Source organism: Mesorhizobium sp. M2D.F.Ca.ET.226.01.1.1 (genome assembly GCF_004022705.2).
Lineage (GTDB): Bacteria > Pseudomonadota > Alphaproteobacteria > Rhizobiales > Rhizobiaceae > Mesorhizobium.
Genome location: NZ_RZOY02000006.1, coordinates 339,346 through 356,286, shown reverse-complemented (window position 1 = coordinate 356,286; position 16,941 = coordinate 339,346). Strand labels below are relative to the sequence as shown.

At 65.6% G+C, this 16,941-nt stretch carries 17 protein-coding genes and 1 pseudogene; 7 read left to right on the top strand and 11 right to left on the bottom strand.

From position 1 onward, the window contains the following. The first annotated feature begins 1 nt into the window (after nt 1). Nucleotides 2–856, top strand: coding sequence for a sugar phosphate isomerase/epimerase family protein (locus EN869_RS16735; protein WP_127229301.1), 855 nt, complete (start codon nt 2–4; stop codon nt 854–856). Between the two features lie 140 nt (nt 857–996). Here the strand turns inward: EN869_RS16735 and EN869_RS16730 are convergent. The 8 genes and pseudogenes from EN869_RS16730 to pcaQ form a co-directional block, all read right to left on the bottom strand. After that, nucleotides 997–2,440: pseudogene (locus tag EN869_RS16730) on the bottom strand (aldehyde dehydrogenase). A gap of 35 nt (nt 2,441–2,475) precedes the next feature. After that, nucleotides 2,476–3,261 (bottom strand): coniferyl-alcohol dehydrogenase, encoded by a 786-nt coding sequence (locus EN869_RS16725; RefSeq protein ID WP_127229374.1) that lies wholly within the window; start codon nt 3,259–3,261, stop codon nt 2,476–2,478. Between the two features lie 2 nt (nt 3,262–3,263). Beyond that, nucleotides 3,264–4,328 (bottom strand): branched-chain amino acid ABC transporter permease, encoded by a 1,065-nt coding sequence (locus EN869_RS16720; RefSeq protein WP_127229299.1) that lies wholly within the window; start codon nt 4,326–4,328, stop codon nt 3,264–3,266. Then, nucleotides 4,325–5,221 carry a branched-chain amino acid ABC transporter permease gene (locus tag EN869_RS16715; RefSeq protein WP_127229298.1) on the bottom strand — a complete coding sequence of 299 codons (897 nt, stop codon included), beginning with the start codon at nt 5,219–5,221 and terminating at the stop codon, nt 4,325–4,327. Before EN869_RS16715 ends, EN869_RS16720 begins: the two co-directional genes overlap by 4 nt. Then, nucleotides 5,218–5,946 carry an ABC transporter ATP-binding protein gene (locus EN869_RS16710; RefSeq protein WP_127229297.1) on the bottom strand — a complete coding sequence of 243 codons (729 nt, stop codon included), beginning with the start codon at nt 5,944–5,946 and terminating at the stop codon, nt 5,218–5,220. Before EN869_RS16710 ends, EN869_RS16715 begins: the two co-directional genes overlap by 4 nt. After that, entirely contained in the window at nt 5,943–6,674 is a 732-nt protein-coding gene (locus EN869_RS16705; protein WP_281015721.1) for an ABC transporter ATP-binding protein, read from the bottom strand. The genes EN869_RS16710 and EN869_RS16705 overlap by 4 nt, the downstream gene beginning before the upstream one ends. Before the next feature lie 28 nt (nt 6,675–6,702). Further along, a complete protein-coding gene (locus EN869_RS16700; RefSeq protein WP_127229295.1) occupies nt 6,703–8,019 on the bottom strand; it encodes an ABC transporter substrate-binding protein in 1,317 nt (438 codons plus the stop codon). Between the two features lie 173 nt (nt 8,020–8,192). Continuing rightward, complete coding sequence (pcaQ, locus tag EN869_RS16695) at nt 8,193–9,110, bottom strand: pca operon transcription factor PcaQ (RefSeq protein ID WP_127229294.1); 918 nt, start codon at nt 9,108–9,110, stop codon at nt 8,193–8,195. 92 nt (nt 9,111–9,202) lie between these two features. Between pcaQ and pcaD the strand changes: the two genes are divergently transcribed. The 6 genes from pcaD to pobA are packed head-to-tail and all read left to right on the top strand — an operon-like array spanning nt 9,203 to nt 14,007. Beyond that, complete coding sequence (gene pcaD, locus EN869_RS16690; protein WP_127229293.1) at nt 9,203–10,015, top strand: 3-oxoadipate enol-lactonase; 813 nt, start codon at nt 9,203–9,205, stop codon at nt 10,013–10,015. Continuing rightward, nucleotides 10,008–10,412 (top strand): 4-carboxymuconolactone decarboxylase, encoded by a 405-nt coding sequence (gene pcaC, locus EN869_RS16685; protein ID WP_127229292.1) that lies wholly within the window; start codon nt 10,008–10,010, stop codon nt 10,410–10,412. The genes pcaD and pcaC overlap by 8 nt, the downstream gene beginning before the upstream one ends. Next, complete coding sequence (pcaH, locus tag EN869_RS16680) at nt 10,405–11,157, top strand: protocatechuate 3,4-dioxygenase subunit beta (RefSeq protein ID WP_127229291.1); 753 nt, start codon at nt 10,405–10,407, stop codon at nt 11,155–11,157. Before pcaC ends, pcaH begins: the two co-directional genes overlap by 8 nt. After that, entirely contained in the window at nt 11,157–11,771 is a 615-nt protein-coding gene (gene pcaG / locus EN869_RS16675) for a protocatechuate 3,4-dioxygenase subunit alpha (RefSeq protein ID WP_127229290.1), read from the top strand. The genes pcaH and pcaG overlap by 1 nt, the downstream gene beginning before the upstream one ends. An 11-nt stretch (nt 11,772–11,782) precedes the next feature. Beyond that, complete coding sequence (locus EN869_RS16670) at nt 11,783–12,835, top strand: 3-carboxy-cis,cis-muconate cycloisomerase (RefSeq protein ID WP_127229289.1); 1,053 nt, start codon at nt 11,783–11,785, stop codon at nt 12,833–12,835. Next, nucleotides 12,835–14,007: a 4-hydroxybenzoate 3-monooxygenase gene (pobA, locus tag EN869_RS16665; protein WP_127229288.1), complete on the top strand. Its 1,173-nt coding sequence runs from the start codon at nt 12,835–12,837 to the stop codon at nt 14,005–14,007. Before EN869_RS16670 ends, pobA begins: the two co-directional genes overlap by 1 nt. 13 nt (nt 14,008–14,020) lie before the next feature. Here the strand turns inward: pobA and pcaF are convergent, their stop codons facing one another. From pcaF to EN869_RS16650, 3 genes are read right to left on the bottom strand one after another with little or no spacing between them, the layout of a single operon-like run. Further along, nucleotides 14,021–15,226 carry a 3-oxoadipyl-CoA thiolase gene (gene pcaF, locus EN869_RS16660; protein ID WP_127229287.1) on the bottom strand — a complete coding sequence of 402 codons (1,206 nt, stop codon included), beginning with the start codon at nt 15,224–15,226 and terminating at the stop codon, nt 14,021–14,023. Next, nucleotides 15,227–16,021, bottom strand: coding sequence for a CoA-transferase subunit beta (locus EN869_RS16655; protein ID WP_127229286.1), 795 nt, complete (start codon nt 16,019–16,021; stop codon nt 15,227–15,229). Further along, nucleotides 16,018–16,875, bottom strand: a complete 858-nt coding sequence (locus EN869_RS16650) for a CoA transferase subunit A (protein WP_127229285.1) — start codon at nt 16,873–16,875, stop codon at nt 16,018–16,020. Before EN869_RS16650 ends, EN869_RS16655 begins: the two co-directional genes overlap by 4 nt. Nucleotides 16,876–16,941: the final 66 nt, after the last annotated feature.

The window sequence follows — 16,941 nt, the reverse complement described above, 5'->3', positions numbered from 1 at the left end:
TATGAATACCTTCGGACTGCACACTTTCGCCATCGCTCCGGTCTGGGACCTTGCCCGCATCGAGCCGCAGATGGACCGGCTGAAGGAGCTCGGCATCGGCCTGATGGAGATCCCGCTGCTGCGCCCCGAGGAGATCGACACCAAGCGCACGCGCGGCTTCGCCAACCACTATCGTGTTGAGCTCATCCCATCGCTCGGCCTGCCGCGCGCGCTCGACGTGGTCGAACGGCCGGACGAGGCGCTCGACTTCCTGCAGCCTGCCTTCAAGGTCTGCAATGAGGTCGGCGCCGAGGCGCTTGGCGGGGTCACCTACGGCACGATCGGCAAGACCACCGGACGGGCGCCGACGCAGCGCGAGATCGATGGCACGTGCCGCTTCCTCGAGCGCGCGGCGAAATCGGCCAAGTCGCGCAGCCTCAAGCTCGGCATCGAGCCCTGCAACCGCTACGAGACGCATCTGATCAACCGCGGCATCGACGCGGCGCGGATCATCGAGCGGGTCGGCGCCGATAACATCTTCATCCATCTCGACACCTACCACATGCATATCGAGGAGGAGAGCTTCGGTTCCGGCTTCGAGGCGGCAGCACCCTATCTCGGCTATGTGCATGTGTCGGAAGCCAATCGCGGCGTGCCGGGGCGCGGCATGCTCAACTGGGCGGCCTGCATGAAGGCGATCGCCGACATCGGCTATCAGGGCGCGATCACGCTTGAAAGCATGAACCATGTCGATGTCGACATCGCCGGCGGTCTCGCGGTGTGGCGGCCGGTGGCCGAGGATCCGCGCGACGTCATCGAGGTCGGCCTGCCGTTCCTGCGCGAGGAAGCGAAGAAGGCGGGGTTGACGCTGGGGTGAGACGGATGAGGGGTGTTCCAGCGGAGTGAGACGTTGGCGATTGTGCCGCCATGCTCATTTCACGGACGCTGGCTTTCCCTGGAGCACCCGTCATCCGGCCGCTTCGCGGCCACCTTCCCCCACAAGGGGGGAAGGAAGAATCAGAACGGGTAGTGCTGGCCCGGATCCTCGATCGTCACCCAGCGCAGGTCGGTGAATTCAGCGATCGAGGCCTTGCCGCCGAAGCGGCCGTAGCCGGAGCCTTTCACCCCGCCGAACGGCATCTGCGCCTCATCGCCGACGGTCGGGCCGTTGATGTGGCAGATGCCGGCTTGGATGCGCGCGGCGACAGCCATGGCGCGGCGAATGTCGCGGCTGAAGACGGCCGACGACAGGCCGTATTCGGTATCGTTGGCGACGCGCACCGCCTCGTCCTCGCCTTTCACGCGAATGACCGGCTTCACCGGGCCGAAGGACTCTTCCGCATAGACACGCATGGCGGGCGTCACATGATCGAGCAGCGTCGCTTCGACGACCGTGCCGGTGCGCTTGCCGCCGGCGGCAAGCTTCGCGCCCTTGGCGGTTGCGTCGGCAATCAGCTCCTCCATCTTGTCGGCGGCCTGGCTGCTAATCAGTGAGCCCAGCACGACATGGCCGCGCGGATCGCCGGCTGGAAGTTTTGAGGCACGGGCGGCGAGCTTGGAAACGAATTCGTCGGCGATCTTTTCGTCGACGATCAGGCGTTCGGTCGATGCAGATCTGGCCCTGATGCATGAAGGCGCCGAAAACAGCGGCATTGACCGCCGCGTCGACGTCGGCGTCGTCCAGCACGACCAGTGGCGCCTTGCCGCCGAGCTCGAGCAGCGCCGGTTTGAGGTGGCGACCGGAGAGCTCGGCGATGATGCGGCCGACCTTGGTCGAACCGGTGAAGTTGACGCGCTTCACCGCCGGATGCGCGATCAGCACCTCGACGATTGCCGCCGCGTCCTTCGGATCGTTGGTGACGACATTGACCGCGCCTTTCGGCAGGCCGGCCTCGACCAGCACCTGGCCGATCAGGCGGTGCGTGCCGGGGCACATTTCGGACGCCTTCAGCACCACGGTGTTGCCGCAGGCGAGCGGCATGGCGAGCGCGCGCGTGCCGAGGATGACCGGCGCATTCCACGGCGCGATGCCGAGGCAGACGCCGGCCGGCTGACGGATCGCCATGGCCAGCGTGCCCGGCTTGTCCGACGGAATAACCTCGCCGGAGATCTGCGTCGTCATGGCGGCCGCCTCGCGCAGCATGTTGGAGGCCAGCATGACGTTGAAGCCGGCCCAGGGTCCGGTGGCGCCGGTCTCTTCCATCATCAGCTTCGTGAACTCGCCAACTTTCGAAGTCATCACATCGGCTGCCTTCAAGAGCAGCGCCCGGCGCTCGCCGGGGCCGGTCTTCGACCAGGCATCGAAAGCAGCGGCCGCCGCATCGACTGCGGTGTTGGCGTCGGCAATGCTTGCAGCAGCGGCGCGTGTCGCGAGCTTGCCGGTGAAGGGGTCCAGGCGCTCGTAGGAGGCCTTGCCGGTTGCCGCCCGCTCGTCGCCGTCGATCAGAAGTCCGATATCCATTGTTCTCTCCCTCGCTCCTGCTGGAGCGCTACAAATTAGAAGCCGAGCACTTCGGCGCTTATCGATGCTTCAAGGCCGCCGTCGACGGGCACGTTGGCGCCGTTGATCCAACGTGCGCCGTCCGAGCACAGGAACAGCACGACCGGCGCGATGTCGCCCGATGTGCCGGCGCGGCCGACCCGGGCGATATCGCTGTCGACCCTGGAATCGCCGAGGACCGCCCGGAACTGTTTCAGGATCGGCGTCTCGACCGGACCAGGACTGACCGCGTTGACGCGGATGCCACGGCTCTTGAACAGATCCTGATGCGCGGCGCGGAAGGTCCACAGGAGCAAGAGCTCCTTCGAGACCGGATAGCCTTCCTCGTTCTTGACCGCGTGGTCGGCGATCACCTTGGCGACATCGGGAAAGCCTTCGACGCTCACCATCGAGGCGGCGCGGTTGAGATTGGCGCGCCAGCCGAAGCCCGCGATCGAAGCGACGTTGACGACGGCGCCGCCCTCGCGAAGTCTTGGCGCCAGCGCTTCCGACAGCGCGCGCAGGCCGTAGAAGTTGACAGCGAGCGTCGATGCCGCGCCCGTGTTGCCGGAGAGGCCGGCGACGTTGCACAGCGCATCCAGACGCTGCGGCAGTTGCGCGACAAGATCGTCAACGCCGGCTTTGGACGAGATGTCGGCCTTGACGAAGATGCCCTGATGATCGGTTGGCTCGCGCAGGTCGACGCCGATCACATGGGCGCCGAGCTGGCCCGCCAGTTCCGCCGTGCGGGCGCCGATGCCCGAGGCGACGCCGGTGATGAGGATCGTCTTGCCGAACAGCATGCTCACGCCTTCTCCCTGTGTGTCGTTGTCCGTGCCGATGCGATCGTGTCGGTGGCAGGGTCTGCGGCGCCAACAGCTGGAAGCCTGACACGGTAGCCGACCGACAGCAGTCGCCAGCCGAAGCGCTCTTCCACCGTGCCCCACAGGCCGCGCGGCAAAAACAGCGAGAAGACCAGCGCCGTGGCGCCGAGGCCGATCAGGTACCAGACGCCGGTGCCGCCGAACCAGGTCTCGATGAGGAAGAAGATGAGCGCGCCAAGGATCGCGCCTTCGAAGGTACCGATGCCGCCGACCAGCACCATGAAGATCATGTAGGCGGTCCACTGGACGCTGAAGTACGTCTTCGGCTGGAAGGTGATTGAGGTCGCCAGCCACAGCGCGCCGGCAACGCCGATGCCGAAAGCGGCGAGCACGAAGAGCAGCCGCTTGGTGCCGGTGACGCGCACGCCGACGGAGGCCGCCGCATCCTCATTGTCGCGGATGGCGCGAATGGCCGCGCCCGTGCTGCCGCGCAGCAGGCCGAAGAGGGTCGCCAGCAGCGCCGTCATCGAGGCCAGCGCCAGCCAGTAGATGGTCAGCCTGCGTGCCGAAGCATCGTAGACGTTGAGCGAGATCAGCGACGTGCCGGTCTCGCCTTGGATCAGCCGGTCGAGATTGACGAGGAGGTGCGTCAGTGCTGCGATCACCCACATACCGATGGCGAATTCGCCGTTCTTCAAGCGAAGCATGAACAGCGAGATCGGCCAGGAAACGGCGACGACGACGACCGCCGAGACGAACAGCGAAACGAAAGGATTGAGCCCGGCATTGGCCAGCCGGATGGCGAAATAAGCGCCGAGACCGAAGAACACCTGCTGGCCGACCGAGACCAGTCCACCGAAACCGGCAAGCGCGTTCCACATCGCCGCGAGGATCACGTAGATAAACAGCGCGGTCATGCGGTCGACCGCGCCGGCCGAGAGAAATTGCGGCGCGACGGCGAGCAGCACGATGATGGCCAAGACGCCGACGCCAGCGATGCGGGACGCGGCGGTGCCACGTTCGATGACGGGGGAGGCGGCGCTCATGATGCCTTCCCCGTGGAGAGCCGCAGCAAACCACCCAAGCCAAGGCCGGAGGTGTAGAGCCGGATGAACAGCACGATCAGGAAAGCGACATGGCCGCCGATGAGAAAGCCCTGTGGGTGCACGGTCGCGCCGAGCGTCTGGGCGAGCGCCAGCATGATGCCGCCGATCAATGTGCCCCAGAGCGAACCGGCGCCACCGATGACGGCCGCCTCGAAGGCGAACAGAAGCTGCGTCGCGCCGGCATAGGGATCGAAGGTGGCGCGCATGCCGAGGAAGGCGCCGGCGAGGCCGACCGTGACCATGGCTATGGCCGCGGCTGTCGCCATGGCGCGGCGCGCATCGACGCCGACCAGGCCGGCGGTATCGGGGTCTTCCGAGGTCGCGCGGATCGAGCGGCCGAGGCTAGTGCGGGTGAGAAAGAGCTGCAGCCCGCCGAGCAGGACGACGGCGGTGACGAAGATGATCACCGCCAGCTTGCCGACATAGATGCTGCCCGGCCATTCCCAGGAAGCGTAGGACAGGCTGCCGATATAGGGTGCCAGCGAGCGTGTGTCGGCGCCGAACTGCTCGAACAGCACATTGTCGATGACGATGGCCAGACCAAAGGTGGTGAGGATCGGCAGCAGCGCGCCGCCGCGGGCGCTCCGCTGGAGCAGGAAGCGCTGCAAGGCCCAGCCAATCACAGCCATCAGCGGCAACACGATGGCGAGGCCGAGGAAAGGCGAGATGTGGAAGCGCGAGGCGAGCAGCCACAGCGCGAAGGCCGAGAGCACGGCGAGGCTGCCATGCGCGAGGTTGATGATGCGCATCACCGAGAACATGAAGGAGAGGCCGCAGGCGATCAGGGCGTAATAGCCGCCGAGCAGGATGCCCTGGATGATCTGGTTCATCATGCCGGCACGCCCCCGGCGCTTTTGCGGTGCAGGCCGAAATAGGCTTTGGTCACCTCGTCGCGCGAGACGTTCTTGCTGTCGCCTGCAAGCGCGATGCGGCCCTCGAGCATGCAGATGACCTTGTCGGAGACGGAGAGGGCGCGGTTGAGGTCCTGCTCGACAAGGATGATCGTCGTGCCGGAGCTGATCAGACCCTGAAGGGATGCATAGACGCGGTCGACGACCAGCGGCGACAGGCCGAGCGAGACTTCGTCGAGCAGCAGCAGGTCGGGATTGCTCATCAGCGCGCGGCCGATTGCCGTCGCCTGCTGCTCGCCGCCGGAGAGATGTCCGGCCTTGGCGTGACGGCGCGGCTTGAGGTTGGGGAAGGTTTCCAGCACGCGCTCGACGCTCCAGTCGCCGGGGCGGCCGGCGGTGCGGCCAAGCAGAAGGTTTTCCTCAACCGTCATCTGCACGAATAGCCGACGGCCTTCAGGCACAAGCGCCACGCCCTTGCGAACGCGCTCATGCGAAGGCACGCCGGAGAGGTCGGCGCCGTCGAAGACGACGCGGCCCGAGGCTGCCTGGTGCGCGCCGGCGATCGCCCTCAACAATGTCGTCTTGCCGGCGCCGTTGGCGCCGACCAGCGCCAGCGTCTCGCCGTGCTCAACGCTGAAGCTGACGCCGCGCACCGCCTGCAGCAGGCCATGCCGGACAACCAGATCCTCGACCGACAGCAGGCTCATTTCGGGCCTCCGCCGAGATAGGCGCTGATCACCTGCGGGTCGGCCATCACCGCTTGCGGCTCGCCATCGGCGATAATCTTGCCGGCGTCCATGCAGATCAGCCGCTCGGCCACCTGCAAAAGGATATGCACGATGTGCTCGATCCAGACGATGCCGATCCTGCGGCGGCGCAATTCGCGGATGGTCTCGACCAGCTCGCCGGCCTCGCCGTCGGTCAGGCCGCCGCCGATCTCGTCGAGCAGAAGCAGCGTCGGTTTCGCCGCGAGCGCGCGCGCCAGCTCCAGCCGCTTGCGGTCGAGCAGGCCGAGCGTCTCGGCGCGCCGGTTGGCGACGCCGAGCATGCCGCAGAGCTTCAGCGATCCGAGCGCTTCCTCATAAGCCTCGTCGCGGACAAGCCCCGCGCCGTGCGAGGCGGCGACGAAGACATTCTCGAATGCGGTCATGCCGCCGAAGGGTTTCGGCACCTGATGGGTGCGCACCAGCCCCAGCCGGCAGCGCTGCGTGGCTGGCAGCGCGGTGACGTCATCGCCCTTGAAGGCGATGGTGCCGGCGCTCGGCGGATAGGCGCCGGAAAGCACACTGAGCAGCGTCGTCTTGCCGGCGCCGTTGGGGCCGACGATGCCGATCGCGTCGTCGGCGGCCATGGCGAAGTCGATGTCGTCCAGCACCACCAGCGCGCCGAAGCGCTTGTGTATGCCGGCGGCATTGAGGATCGCACCGTTGGGCAGAGCGTTCACGATGCGGTCCCCCGACAGATCAGCCGTTATACGGCTGGAGCTTGGCTTCGACCGGAACCTTCGGGTCGGTGGCGTTCTCGGTCACGACATAGTCGAGCGGGAATTTCGAGCCCTCCTTGGCCGCGACCCATTGCGTGCCGATGATCGGGCCGGGCGAGACATTGGCCACCGGGCCGCTGGTGAAGTCGACCTTGCCGATCATGGTCTCGGTCTTCAGCGTGCTCAGCGCCTTGGCCACCGCCGCCTTATCCTTGGCGTTCGAACTCGCCTTCAAGGCTTCGAAGCCGGCGTCGAGCAGCGACATCGAGGCGCCGAGCTGCTGCGTCCATTGCTTGCCGCTCGCCGCCTCGTAGCCATCGGCAAGCTCGGTACCCGAGACGCCGGTCAGCGGCGACTTATAGGGGAATGCCTTGTGCCAGTAGGCGGCGCTGGAAATCTTCACGCCAAGATCGCCGAGCGCTTCGATGTCGGAGGGGAACAGGCCGGTCTTTGCGACCTGGGCGATCTTGATCTGCCGGGTCAGGCCTTGCTGCGCTGCCTGACGCCAGAAGGCGGCGAAGTCAGGCGGGATCGGGAAGGAGTTGAAGATCTCGACGCCTTCCTGCTTGAACAGCGCGATCTGCGAGGAATAGTCGGTGGTGCCGGTTTCGTACGCACCCGGATCGACGATGGTGAAACCCTGCTTGGCGAGCAGCGGCGCCAGATGGGCGCGGATGGCGTTGCCGTCGGCGTCGTTGGGATACATGACGCCGACCTTCTTGTTGGTCTCGATCAGGTTCCACTGCGAGATATAGGCCTTGAAGAACTCCTCGACGCCGAAGCCGAAATGATAGGTCCATTTGAAAGGCGAGGGCGCGCCGGGCTTGGCGCCGCGGCCGAAATACCAGGCCTCCCACGGCATGACGGTGGAGAGGCAAGGCACGCCGGCTGCCTCGCAGGCGTCTGCGACCGGATTGATCACCTCCGGCGTGGAGACGGCGAGCATCAGGTCGATGGCCTGGTTGTTGATCAGGTCCTTGGCGAGCTGGCCCGCGCGGGACGGATCCGATTGGGTGTCCTGGTCGAGGATCTCGACGCTGTATTTCTTGCCGCCGAGCTCGATGCCATTGGCCAGAGCCTTGCGGGCGAGGTCGAGCACATAGCCGTCGGTTTCGCCGAAGCCAGCAAGAGGGCCGGTGCGCGGACTGACGAAGCCCACCTTGAGCGTGTCGGCACTTTGCGCGAAGGCCTTGCCGCGGCCGAATGCCAATGCCGCGCCGCCGGCCACCGAAGTGGCGATGAACTGGCGTCTTGAAATGCCGGAGATTGCGGTTTTGCCGCCGTTAGTGCGAGACATCTGCTCCTCCCTCAGTGACCGTTCGACACGACGGCAAACGGGTCTTCCGTTTGCGGCCGGATGGCACGGCTCTCGATCCTCCGAGGTCACATTGCACTAGCGGTTTGGTTCGGTAAAATGATATTTTACGGTGTTTCATTAACCCCTGGGTTAGCAGAATTCGGACTTCATCGTCAGGCGTGGTGGCGCGCGGCCTCGCGGATCGTCTGCAAGAGGATGGTGAAGGCGGGCGAAGGCGCGGTGTCGGTGCGCATGGTCAGGCCCACCGGCCCTTTGGTTTCTTCCGTATCCACCGGCAGGGCGACGAAGGCGCCGCTGGCGATTTCGTTGGCGACGACGCCGGCCGAGATGATCCACACCGCGTTGCTCTGGCGCATGAAGGAGCGGCCGAAGGAATCGGAAACGGTTTCGATCTCCGTCGCCGGCGCGGTCATGCCGTTGGTGATGAAGAGCCGGTCGACGAAGGGGCGGATGACGGATTCCCGCGTCGGCATCAGGACGGGAAACTCGTCGAGACGCGCAAAAATATCGGTCCCGGGTTCGGCCAGGGGATGCCCGGCCCGCACGACGAACAGCACCTGTTCGGAATAAAGGTGTTCGAAGAAGAAGCCGGTCATATGCTCGGGCGCCGCTAGCCGGCCGACCACGAGGTCGAGCGCGCCGACACGCAGTTGTTCCAGAAGAACCGCGTTCTCGCCGGTGACGATCTTGAGCGCCGCGCCAGTGGTTTCCTCGAGGAACAGGGTCATGGCGAGCGGCATCACCCGCGCCGACACGGTCGGCAGCGCGCCGATGCGGATCGGGTCGCGATTGAGGGCGCCGTCCTGGCGCACGGAATCGACGCCGCGCTTCAACGCCGAGATCGCCGAGCCGGCGTGTCCGAGGAAGATTTCGCCGAGACGTGTGACACGGATGCCGCGCCCGTCACGCTCTACCACCGGGACGCCAAGTGCTTCTTCCAGTTCGCGCAAAGTCTTGGTCACGGCTGGCGCGCTGACATGCAGGAAATCGGCGGCGCGGGCCACGCTTCCCTGTCTGGCCACCTCAAGAAACGCCTGCAGGTGGCGGAAGCGGATCCGGCTTTCGGCCATGGTTCGATAACCCCGAAGTTAATGAAACGGCGCAAAATATCATTTTACCGAACCAAACCGCTCGTGCAATGTGGCTTTGGAGGATCAAAATCGTGCCATTCGTCAGCATAGGCGGCGTGACGCTGCATCACCGCCATATCGAGGCGACCGGCACGTCGCGTCCGATCATCTTCATCAATTCGCTGGGCACCGACTTCCGCATCTGGGACGACGTCGTCTCGCGGCTTACTGGTGAAATGCCGATGCTGGTCTACGACAAGCGCGGCCACGGGCTGTCCGACATAGGCGGCGGCGTACGCTCCATCGATGATCATGTCGACGATCTCCTTGGCCTCATCGATCATTTCGGTTTCGAGCGGGTTGTGCTGTGCGGGCTGTCGGTCGGCGGCCTGGTCGCGCAGCGGCTCTACACCCGCCATCCCAAATGTGTGGAGGCGCTGATCCTAAGCGACACCGCGCACAAAATAGGCACCGCAGAGAGCTGGAACACGCGCATCGCAACCGTCGAGCACGACGGCATCGAGGTGATCGCCGACGGCATCATGAAAGTCTGGTTCACGCCGGATTTCCACGCTGCGCGTGCAGCCGATCTGGCCGGTTGCCGCAACATGCTGACGAGGCAGGCGCTGCCCGGCTATATCGGCACATGCATGGCGGTGCGCGACGCCGATCTCACGAATGCCGCATCACGTATCGCGGTGCCGACGCTGTGCGTCGTCGGCGATCAGGACGGCTCGACGCCGCCCGATCTCGTCCGCTCGCTGGCCGGGCTGATCCCGGGTGCGCGCTTCGAGGTGATCCGCAATGCCGGACACATTCCATGCATCGAGCAGCCGGACGCGTTCGTCACTTTGATCCGCGATTTCGTCGCCTCGCTGCCTGAGGGAAAGCCTGCTCATGGATGATGTTACGAAAAACCGCTACCGGACGGGCCTCGATGTTCGCCGCTCCGTGCTCGGCGATCCCCATGTCGACCGCGCCGAGGACGCGGCGACCGATTTCGATCGGCCGTTCCAGCAACTGATCACCGAGGCGGCCTGGGGAACGGTCTGGGCGCGGCCCGGCTGGTCGAAGCGCGAGCGCTCGATCGTGACGCTGGCGCTGCTTGCGGCACTTGGCCACGACGAGGAAGTCGCCATGCATGTGCGTGCCACCGCCAACACGGGCGCCTCGCGCGACGACATCTGCGAGGCCTTCCTGCATGTTGCGATCTATGCCGGCGTGCCGGCCGCCAACCGCGCCTTCAAGATCGCCAAGGAGGTGTTCGCGCAGATGGACGGAGCCAAGACAGCCCATGGCTGAGCGAGGCTCCAACCGTTCGCCGGAAACCGGCGCCTTCTTCCAACGCGACCGCCAGTGGCATCCGCCGGCCTTCACGCCGAACTACAAGAGCTCGGTGCTGCGCTCGCCGCAGAAAGCGTTGTTGTCGTTCGACAACACGCTGTCGGAACTGACCGGGCCCGTGTTCGGGCACGCGATGCTCGGCGAGCTCGACAACGACCTGATCCACAATTTCGCCAAGGCCGGCGAGAGCGCCATCGGCGAGCGCATCATCGTTCATGGACGCGTGCTGGACGAGCGCGGCAAAGGCGTGCCGGGCGTGTTGCTCGAATTCTGGCAGGCCAATGCCGGCGGCCGCTACCGCCACAAGAAGGACGGGTATCTCGCGCCGCTCGATCCGAATTTCGGCGGCTGCGGCCGCACCATCACCGGCGAGGATGGCGGCTACGCCTTTCGCACCGTCAGGCCCGGACCCTATCCGTGGCCGAACGGCCCGAACGACTGGCGCCCGGCGCATATTCATTTTTCGGTGTTCGGGCATGGCTTCGCGCAGCGGCTGATCACCCAGATGTATTTCGAGGGCGATCCGCTGATCTGGCGCTGCCCGATCGTCGGCGGCATTTCCAACAAGGCCGCGGTCGAGGCGCTGATCGCCACGCTCGACATGCAGTCGACCATCCCGATGGACGCGCTCGCCTACGCGTTCGACATCGTGCTGCGCGGGCGCCGCTCGACGCTGTTCGAGAACAGGCCGGAGGGCAATTGATGGCGCAGCCGCCAGACCAGCTGAAGGAAAGCCCTTCGCAGACCGCCGGACCCTATGTGCATATCGGGCTGACGCCGAATTTCTGCGGCATCGGCGGCGTCTATGCGAGCGATCTTGGCTCGACCATAGTCAATGATGAGACCAAGGGTGAGCGCATTGAACTCCGCATCCGCGTGCTCGACGGCACCGGCACGCCGCTGAAGGATGCGCTGCTCGAGATCTGGCAGGCGGATGCCAGCGGGCTCTACAACTCGCCGGCCGAATTGCGCGGCGCCGCCGATCCCAACTTCCAGGGATGGGGCCGGCAGCCGACCGACATGGAAACTGGCGTCTGCCAGTTCCGCACGATCAAGCCCGGCCGCGTGCCGTTCCGCGACGGGCGGCTGATGGCGCCGCATATCACGCTGTGGATCGTGGCGCGCGGCATCAATATCGGCCTGCACACCCGGCTTTATTTTTCGGACGAGGAAAAGGCCAATGCCGAGGATCCGATCCTTGCCCGCATCGAACATCGCTTGCGAGTGCCGACGCTGATCGCCGAGCGCCAGGGCGACGTTTACGTCTTCGATGTCCATTTGCAGGGCGAAAAGGAGACGGTCTTCTTCGACAGCTGACCGCAAGCAATATGACCGTTTCGCCCTTCGATCATCCACTGCTTTCCGGCCTGCTCGGCGACGAGGAGGCGGCCAGGCATTTTTCCGTCGAAGCCGACATTGCCGCGATGCTCGATTTCGAGCGCGCGCTGGTCGAGGTGGAAGCCGGGTGCGGCGCCATTCCGCGTGATGCCGGGGCGGCGATCTTGAAGGCTTTGGCCGCGTTCCGGCCGGACACCGCGAAGCTGCGCGGCGGCGTCGCCGGGGATGGCGTCGTGATGCCGGAACTGGTTCGGCAAATCAAGGCCGCTGTCGGTTCGCCGCACGATGCACATGTGCATTTCGGCGCCACCAGCCAGGATGTCATCGACACCTCGCTGGTGCTGCGCCTGCGGCAGGCCATCGACCATATCGGCCTGCTGCTTGGCGAGAACATCGTGCGCCTCACCGGCCTCGAACTGGAGTTCGGAGAACGTCAGTTCATGGCGACGACGCGCATGCAGCCGGCAATCCCGATCACAGTGACGGGTCGGACTACATCCTGGAGGGCGCCGCTCGAGCGTCACCAGCAGCGCCTTGCCGAAATGTCCGGCCGTGTGCTGGTGCTGCAATTCGGCGGCGCCGCCGGCACGCTGGAAAAGCTCGGCGACAGGGCCGCCGCCGTGCGCACCGCGCTTGCCGGGAAGCTCGGTCTTGCCGATGCGCCGCAATGGCACAGCCAGCGCGACGCGCTGGCCGAGTTCGCCGGCTGGCTGTCGCTGGTGACCGGCAGCCTCGGCAAGTTCGGGCAGGATGTCGCGCTGATGGCGCTGGCGGGCTCCGACATCAAATTGTCCGGTGGCGGCGGCTCGTCGGCCATGCCGCACAAGCAGAACCCGGTGAAGGCGGAGGCGCTGGTCGCGCTGGCGCGGTTCAATGCCGCGCAGCTTTCCGGCATGCATCAGGCGCTGGTGCATGAGCAGGAGCGCTCGGGCGCGGCCTGGACGCTGGAGTGGCTCATCCTGCCGCAAATGGTGGTGGCGACGGCGGCCGCGCTCAGGCTTGCCGCTGAGCTTGCCGGGCAGATCGAGAGTCTGGGCCACTGATGCGTACGCAGGTCGTCATCATCGGCTCGGGACCGTCCGGCCTGCTGCTTGGACAGTTGCTCGCCGGCATCGGCGTCGAGACGATCATCCTCGAACGGTCGAGCCGCGAGCATGTGCTCGGTCGCGTTCGGGCCGGCGTGCTCGAACAGGGCACGGTCGACCTGCTCGGCGAAGCGGGCGCCGCGGAAAGGTTGCATGCCCAGGGCCTCCCGCATGAAGGCATCTCGCTCGCCTTCGACGGCCGCGCGCACCGCATCGATATGACGGCGCTCACCGGCGGCAAGCATGTCACCGTCTATGGCCAGACCGAGGTGACGCTCGATCTGATGCAGAAGCGCGAAGCGGCTGGGCTCCCGACCGTTTTCGAAGCCTCGAATGTCGCGCTGCATGATTTCGATGGCGCGTCGCCCTTCGTCACCTATGACAAGGATGGCGTGACGCACCGCATCGATTGCGACTTCATTGCCGGCTGCGACGGCTACCACGGCGTCAGCCGCCGATCGGTGCCGCAGGACGCGCTGAAGACGTTCGAGCGGCAGTATCCGTTCGGCTGGCTGGGCGTGCTGGCGGAGGTGCCGCCGGCGGACCACGAGCTGGTCTATGCCAATCACGAGCGCGGCTTCGCGCTCTGCTCGATGCGCTCGCCGCAGCGCAGCCGCTACTATGTGCAGGTTCCGGCCGACGAGCGCGTCGAGGACTGGTCCGACGAGCGCTTCTGGGACGAATTGCGCAGCCGCCTGCCGGCGCAGATAGCGGCCGCCGTCACCACCGGGCCGTCCTTCGAGAAATCGATCGCGCCGCTGCGCTCCTTCGTCGCCGAGCCGATGCGCTTCGGAAAACTGTTCCTGGTCGGCGATGCCGCCCATATCGTGCCGCCGACCGGCGCCAAGGGCCTCAACCTCGCTGCCAGCGACGTGCGCTATCTCTTTGCCGGGCTTCGTGAATTCTACCGTGAGAGGTCAGAGGCCGGGCTCGACGCCTTCTCGGCCAAGGCGCTGGCGCGGGTGTGGAAAGCGGTGCGCTTTTCCTGGTGGATGACGACGATGCTGCACCGCTTCCCCGAGACGGGCGAGTTCGGCCAACGCATACAGGAAGCCGAGCTCGATTACCTCGTGCACTCGAAAGCAGCGTCCACGGCACTTGCGGAAAATTACGTCGGGTTGCCTTATTGATTAGCCTGACCGGTCAAACCCGCTCTAAAGCGATTGCAATCCCCTGGCCGACGCCGATGCACATGGTGGCCAAGGCCAGCTTGCCGCCGCGCTCGCGCAGTTCCAGTGCCGCCGTGCCGGTGATGCGTGCGCCGGACATGCCGAGCGGATGGCCGAGCGCGATCGCGCCGCCGTTCGGATTGACGTGCGCGGCGTCCTCGGCGATGCCGAGTTGGCGCAGCACCGCGATGCCTTGCGAGGCGAAGGCCTCGTTCAATTCGACCACGTCGAATTGATCCGGCGTCAGGCCGAGGCGGGCGCAAAGCTTCTTCGTGGCCGGCGCCGGTCCAATGCCCATGATGCGCGGGGCAACGCCAGCGACGGCACCGCCGAGGATACGGGCGATCGGGGTCAGGCCGTGCTTCCTTGCCGCCGCTTCGGAGGCGATGATGAGGGCAGCCGCGCCGTCATTGACGCCGGAAGCGTTGCCGGCGGTCACCGTGCCGCCCTGGCGGAACGGCGTCGGCAGCTTGGCCAGCGTCTCGATGGTGGTGCCGGCGCGGGGATGTTCGTCCTTCGAGACGACGATCGCGTCGCCTTTCCTCTGCGGGATGGTCACCGGCGTGATCTCCTTCGCCAGCCGGCCATTAGCTTGCGCGGCGACCGCCTTGTGCTGGCTGCGCACGGCGAAGGCGTCCTGATTAGCTCTGTCGACGGAAAAATCCTCGGCGACATTCTCGCCGGTCTCCGGCATGGAATCGACGCCATACTGCTTCTTCATCAGCGGGTTGACGAAGCGCCAGCCGATGGTGGTGTCGTAGATCTCGGCATTGCGCGAGAAGGCGGTGTCGGCCTTCGGCATGACGAAGGGCGCGCGGCTCATCGATTCCACGCCACCTGCGATCATCAGCTCAGCCTCGCCTGACTTGATGGCGCGGGCGGCGATGGTGACGGCATCCATGCCCGAGCCGCACAGACGGTTGACGGTCGAACCGGGAATGTCCTGGGGGAGGCCGGCCAGCAGCAGCGCCATGCGCGCCACGTTGCGGTTGTCCTCGCCGGCCTGGTTGGCGCAGCCATAGACTACGTCGTCGATGGCGGTCCAGTCGAGACGCTTGTTGCGCTCGACGAGCGCCCGCAACGGGATGGCGCCGAGATCGTCGGCGCGCACGGAAGACAGCGAACCGCCGAAGCGGCCGATCGGCGTGCGGATGTAATCGCAGATGAAGGCGTCGGTCATCTAGGCAGCTTTCCCTTTCGCGGTTCCTTGATGCGCCGCCTTGGTGCGGGCGTGCAGGTCGCGCAATGTCTTCAGCTCGAGTTCCGTCGGCGCCGGCGTCTCGTCAAGGGCCTCGGCGAATTTTACGACCCAGCCACAAGTCTCCTGCACCTGCTCGCGCGTGACGCCCGGATGCAGCGACACGACGGTGAATTCCTTGGTCACCGGGTCCGGCTTCCAGATGGCGAGGTCGGTGATCAAAAGCGTCGGTCCGGCGGTATCGATGCCAAGCCGCTGGCGATGATCGCCGCCGTCGCCATGGCCAAAGGAGGTGAAGAAGTCGATCTTCTCGACCATGCCGCGCTTCGACTGCGCCATGGTGATGTAGACCTGCCTCGACGAGGTGGCGATCTCCGGCGCGCCGCCGCCGCCGGGCAGGCGGGTCTTGGGATGCGCATAGTCGCCGATGACGGTGGTGTTGATGTTGCCGAACTTGTCGAGCTCGGCGGCACCCAGGAAGCCGATCGAGATACGGCCGCCCTGCAGCCAGTAGCGGAACATCTCCGGCACGGCGACGGTGGTAACCGCCGTCTCGCACAACTCGCCGTCGCCGATCGACAGCGGCAGCACGTCGGGCGCGGTGCCGATGGTTCCGCTCTCATAGATCAGCGTGATGTCGGGCGCGTGCGTCAGCCGCGCGACGTTGCAGGCAGCCGACGGCGCGCCGATGCCGACGAAGCAGACATCGTCGCTTTTCAAGGCGCGGCTGGCAGCGATCGTCATCATCTCGTTGGGGGTAAAACCGAGTTCGCTCATGCGGCCTTCCTCAAATGCTCGACGCGGCCGGCAAAGTCGTCGGCGCGGCTTTCGATGACGTTCTTCTGCATCCACGCCTGGAAACGGTCGCGGTCGGCGGCGATCTCGTCCCATTCGAGATAGGCGGCGTTGTCGCGCTCGTAGTAGCCATGCGTGTAGGAGGGGTGCGAACCGCCAGGGACCACCGAAATCGCCGCGATCGTCCAGCTTGGCAGCACGGTGAGGTTGGGGTGCAGGTCGTCGAAATTGTCGACCACTTCCTCCACCGTCACGACGGCGCGCTTTGCGGCAAGAACGGCCTCCTTCTGGATACCGATGATGCCCTCGACCAGCACATTGCCTTTCCGGTCCGCCTTCTGCGCGTGGATGAAGGTGACGTCCGGCTGGATCGCGGGAACAGCGGCCAGCACCTCGCCGGTGAACGGGCAAGTGATGGATTTGATGTTGGGATTGACGGAAGCGAGGCCGGCGCCGCGGTAGCCGCGGAACACCGCGCAGGGCAGGCCGGCGGCGCCCGCCTCATAAGCGTTGGCCATGCCGGCGTGGCTGTGCTCCTCGACCTCGATGGTGCGTGGAAAGCCGTTCTCGATGGCGTCGCGGGCGCGCCTGAGCAGGCCGACGCCCGGATTGCCGACATAGGAGAAGACTATCTTCTTCGCCATGCCCATGCCGATCATCTGGTCGTAGATCAGGTCGGGCGTCATGCGGATCAGCGTCAGGTCGCGAAAGCCCTGGCGGATCGCCTCATGCGCGGCGGCGGTCGGGATCAGATGGGTGAAGCCTTCGAAGGCCACCGTGTCGCCATCGTGCAGGTTCTCCGCGACGGCTTCCTTCAGCGGCAGAAACTTCACCATTTTCCCCTCCGACAAATCAGAAAAAGTTCGCATTGAGAACAGATGTTTGATATGCGATACTTTCTA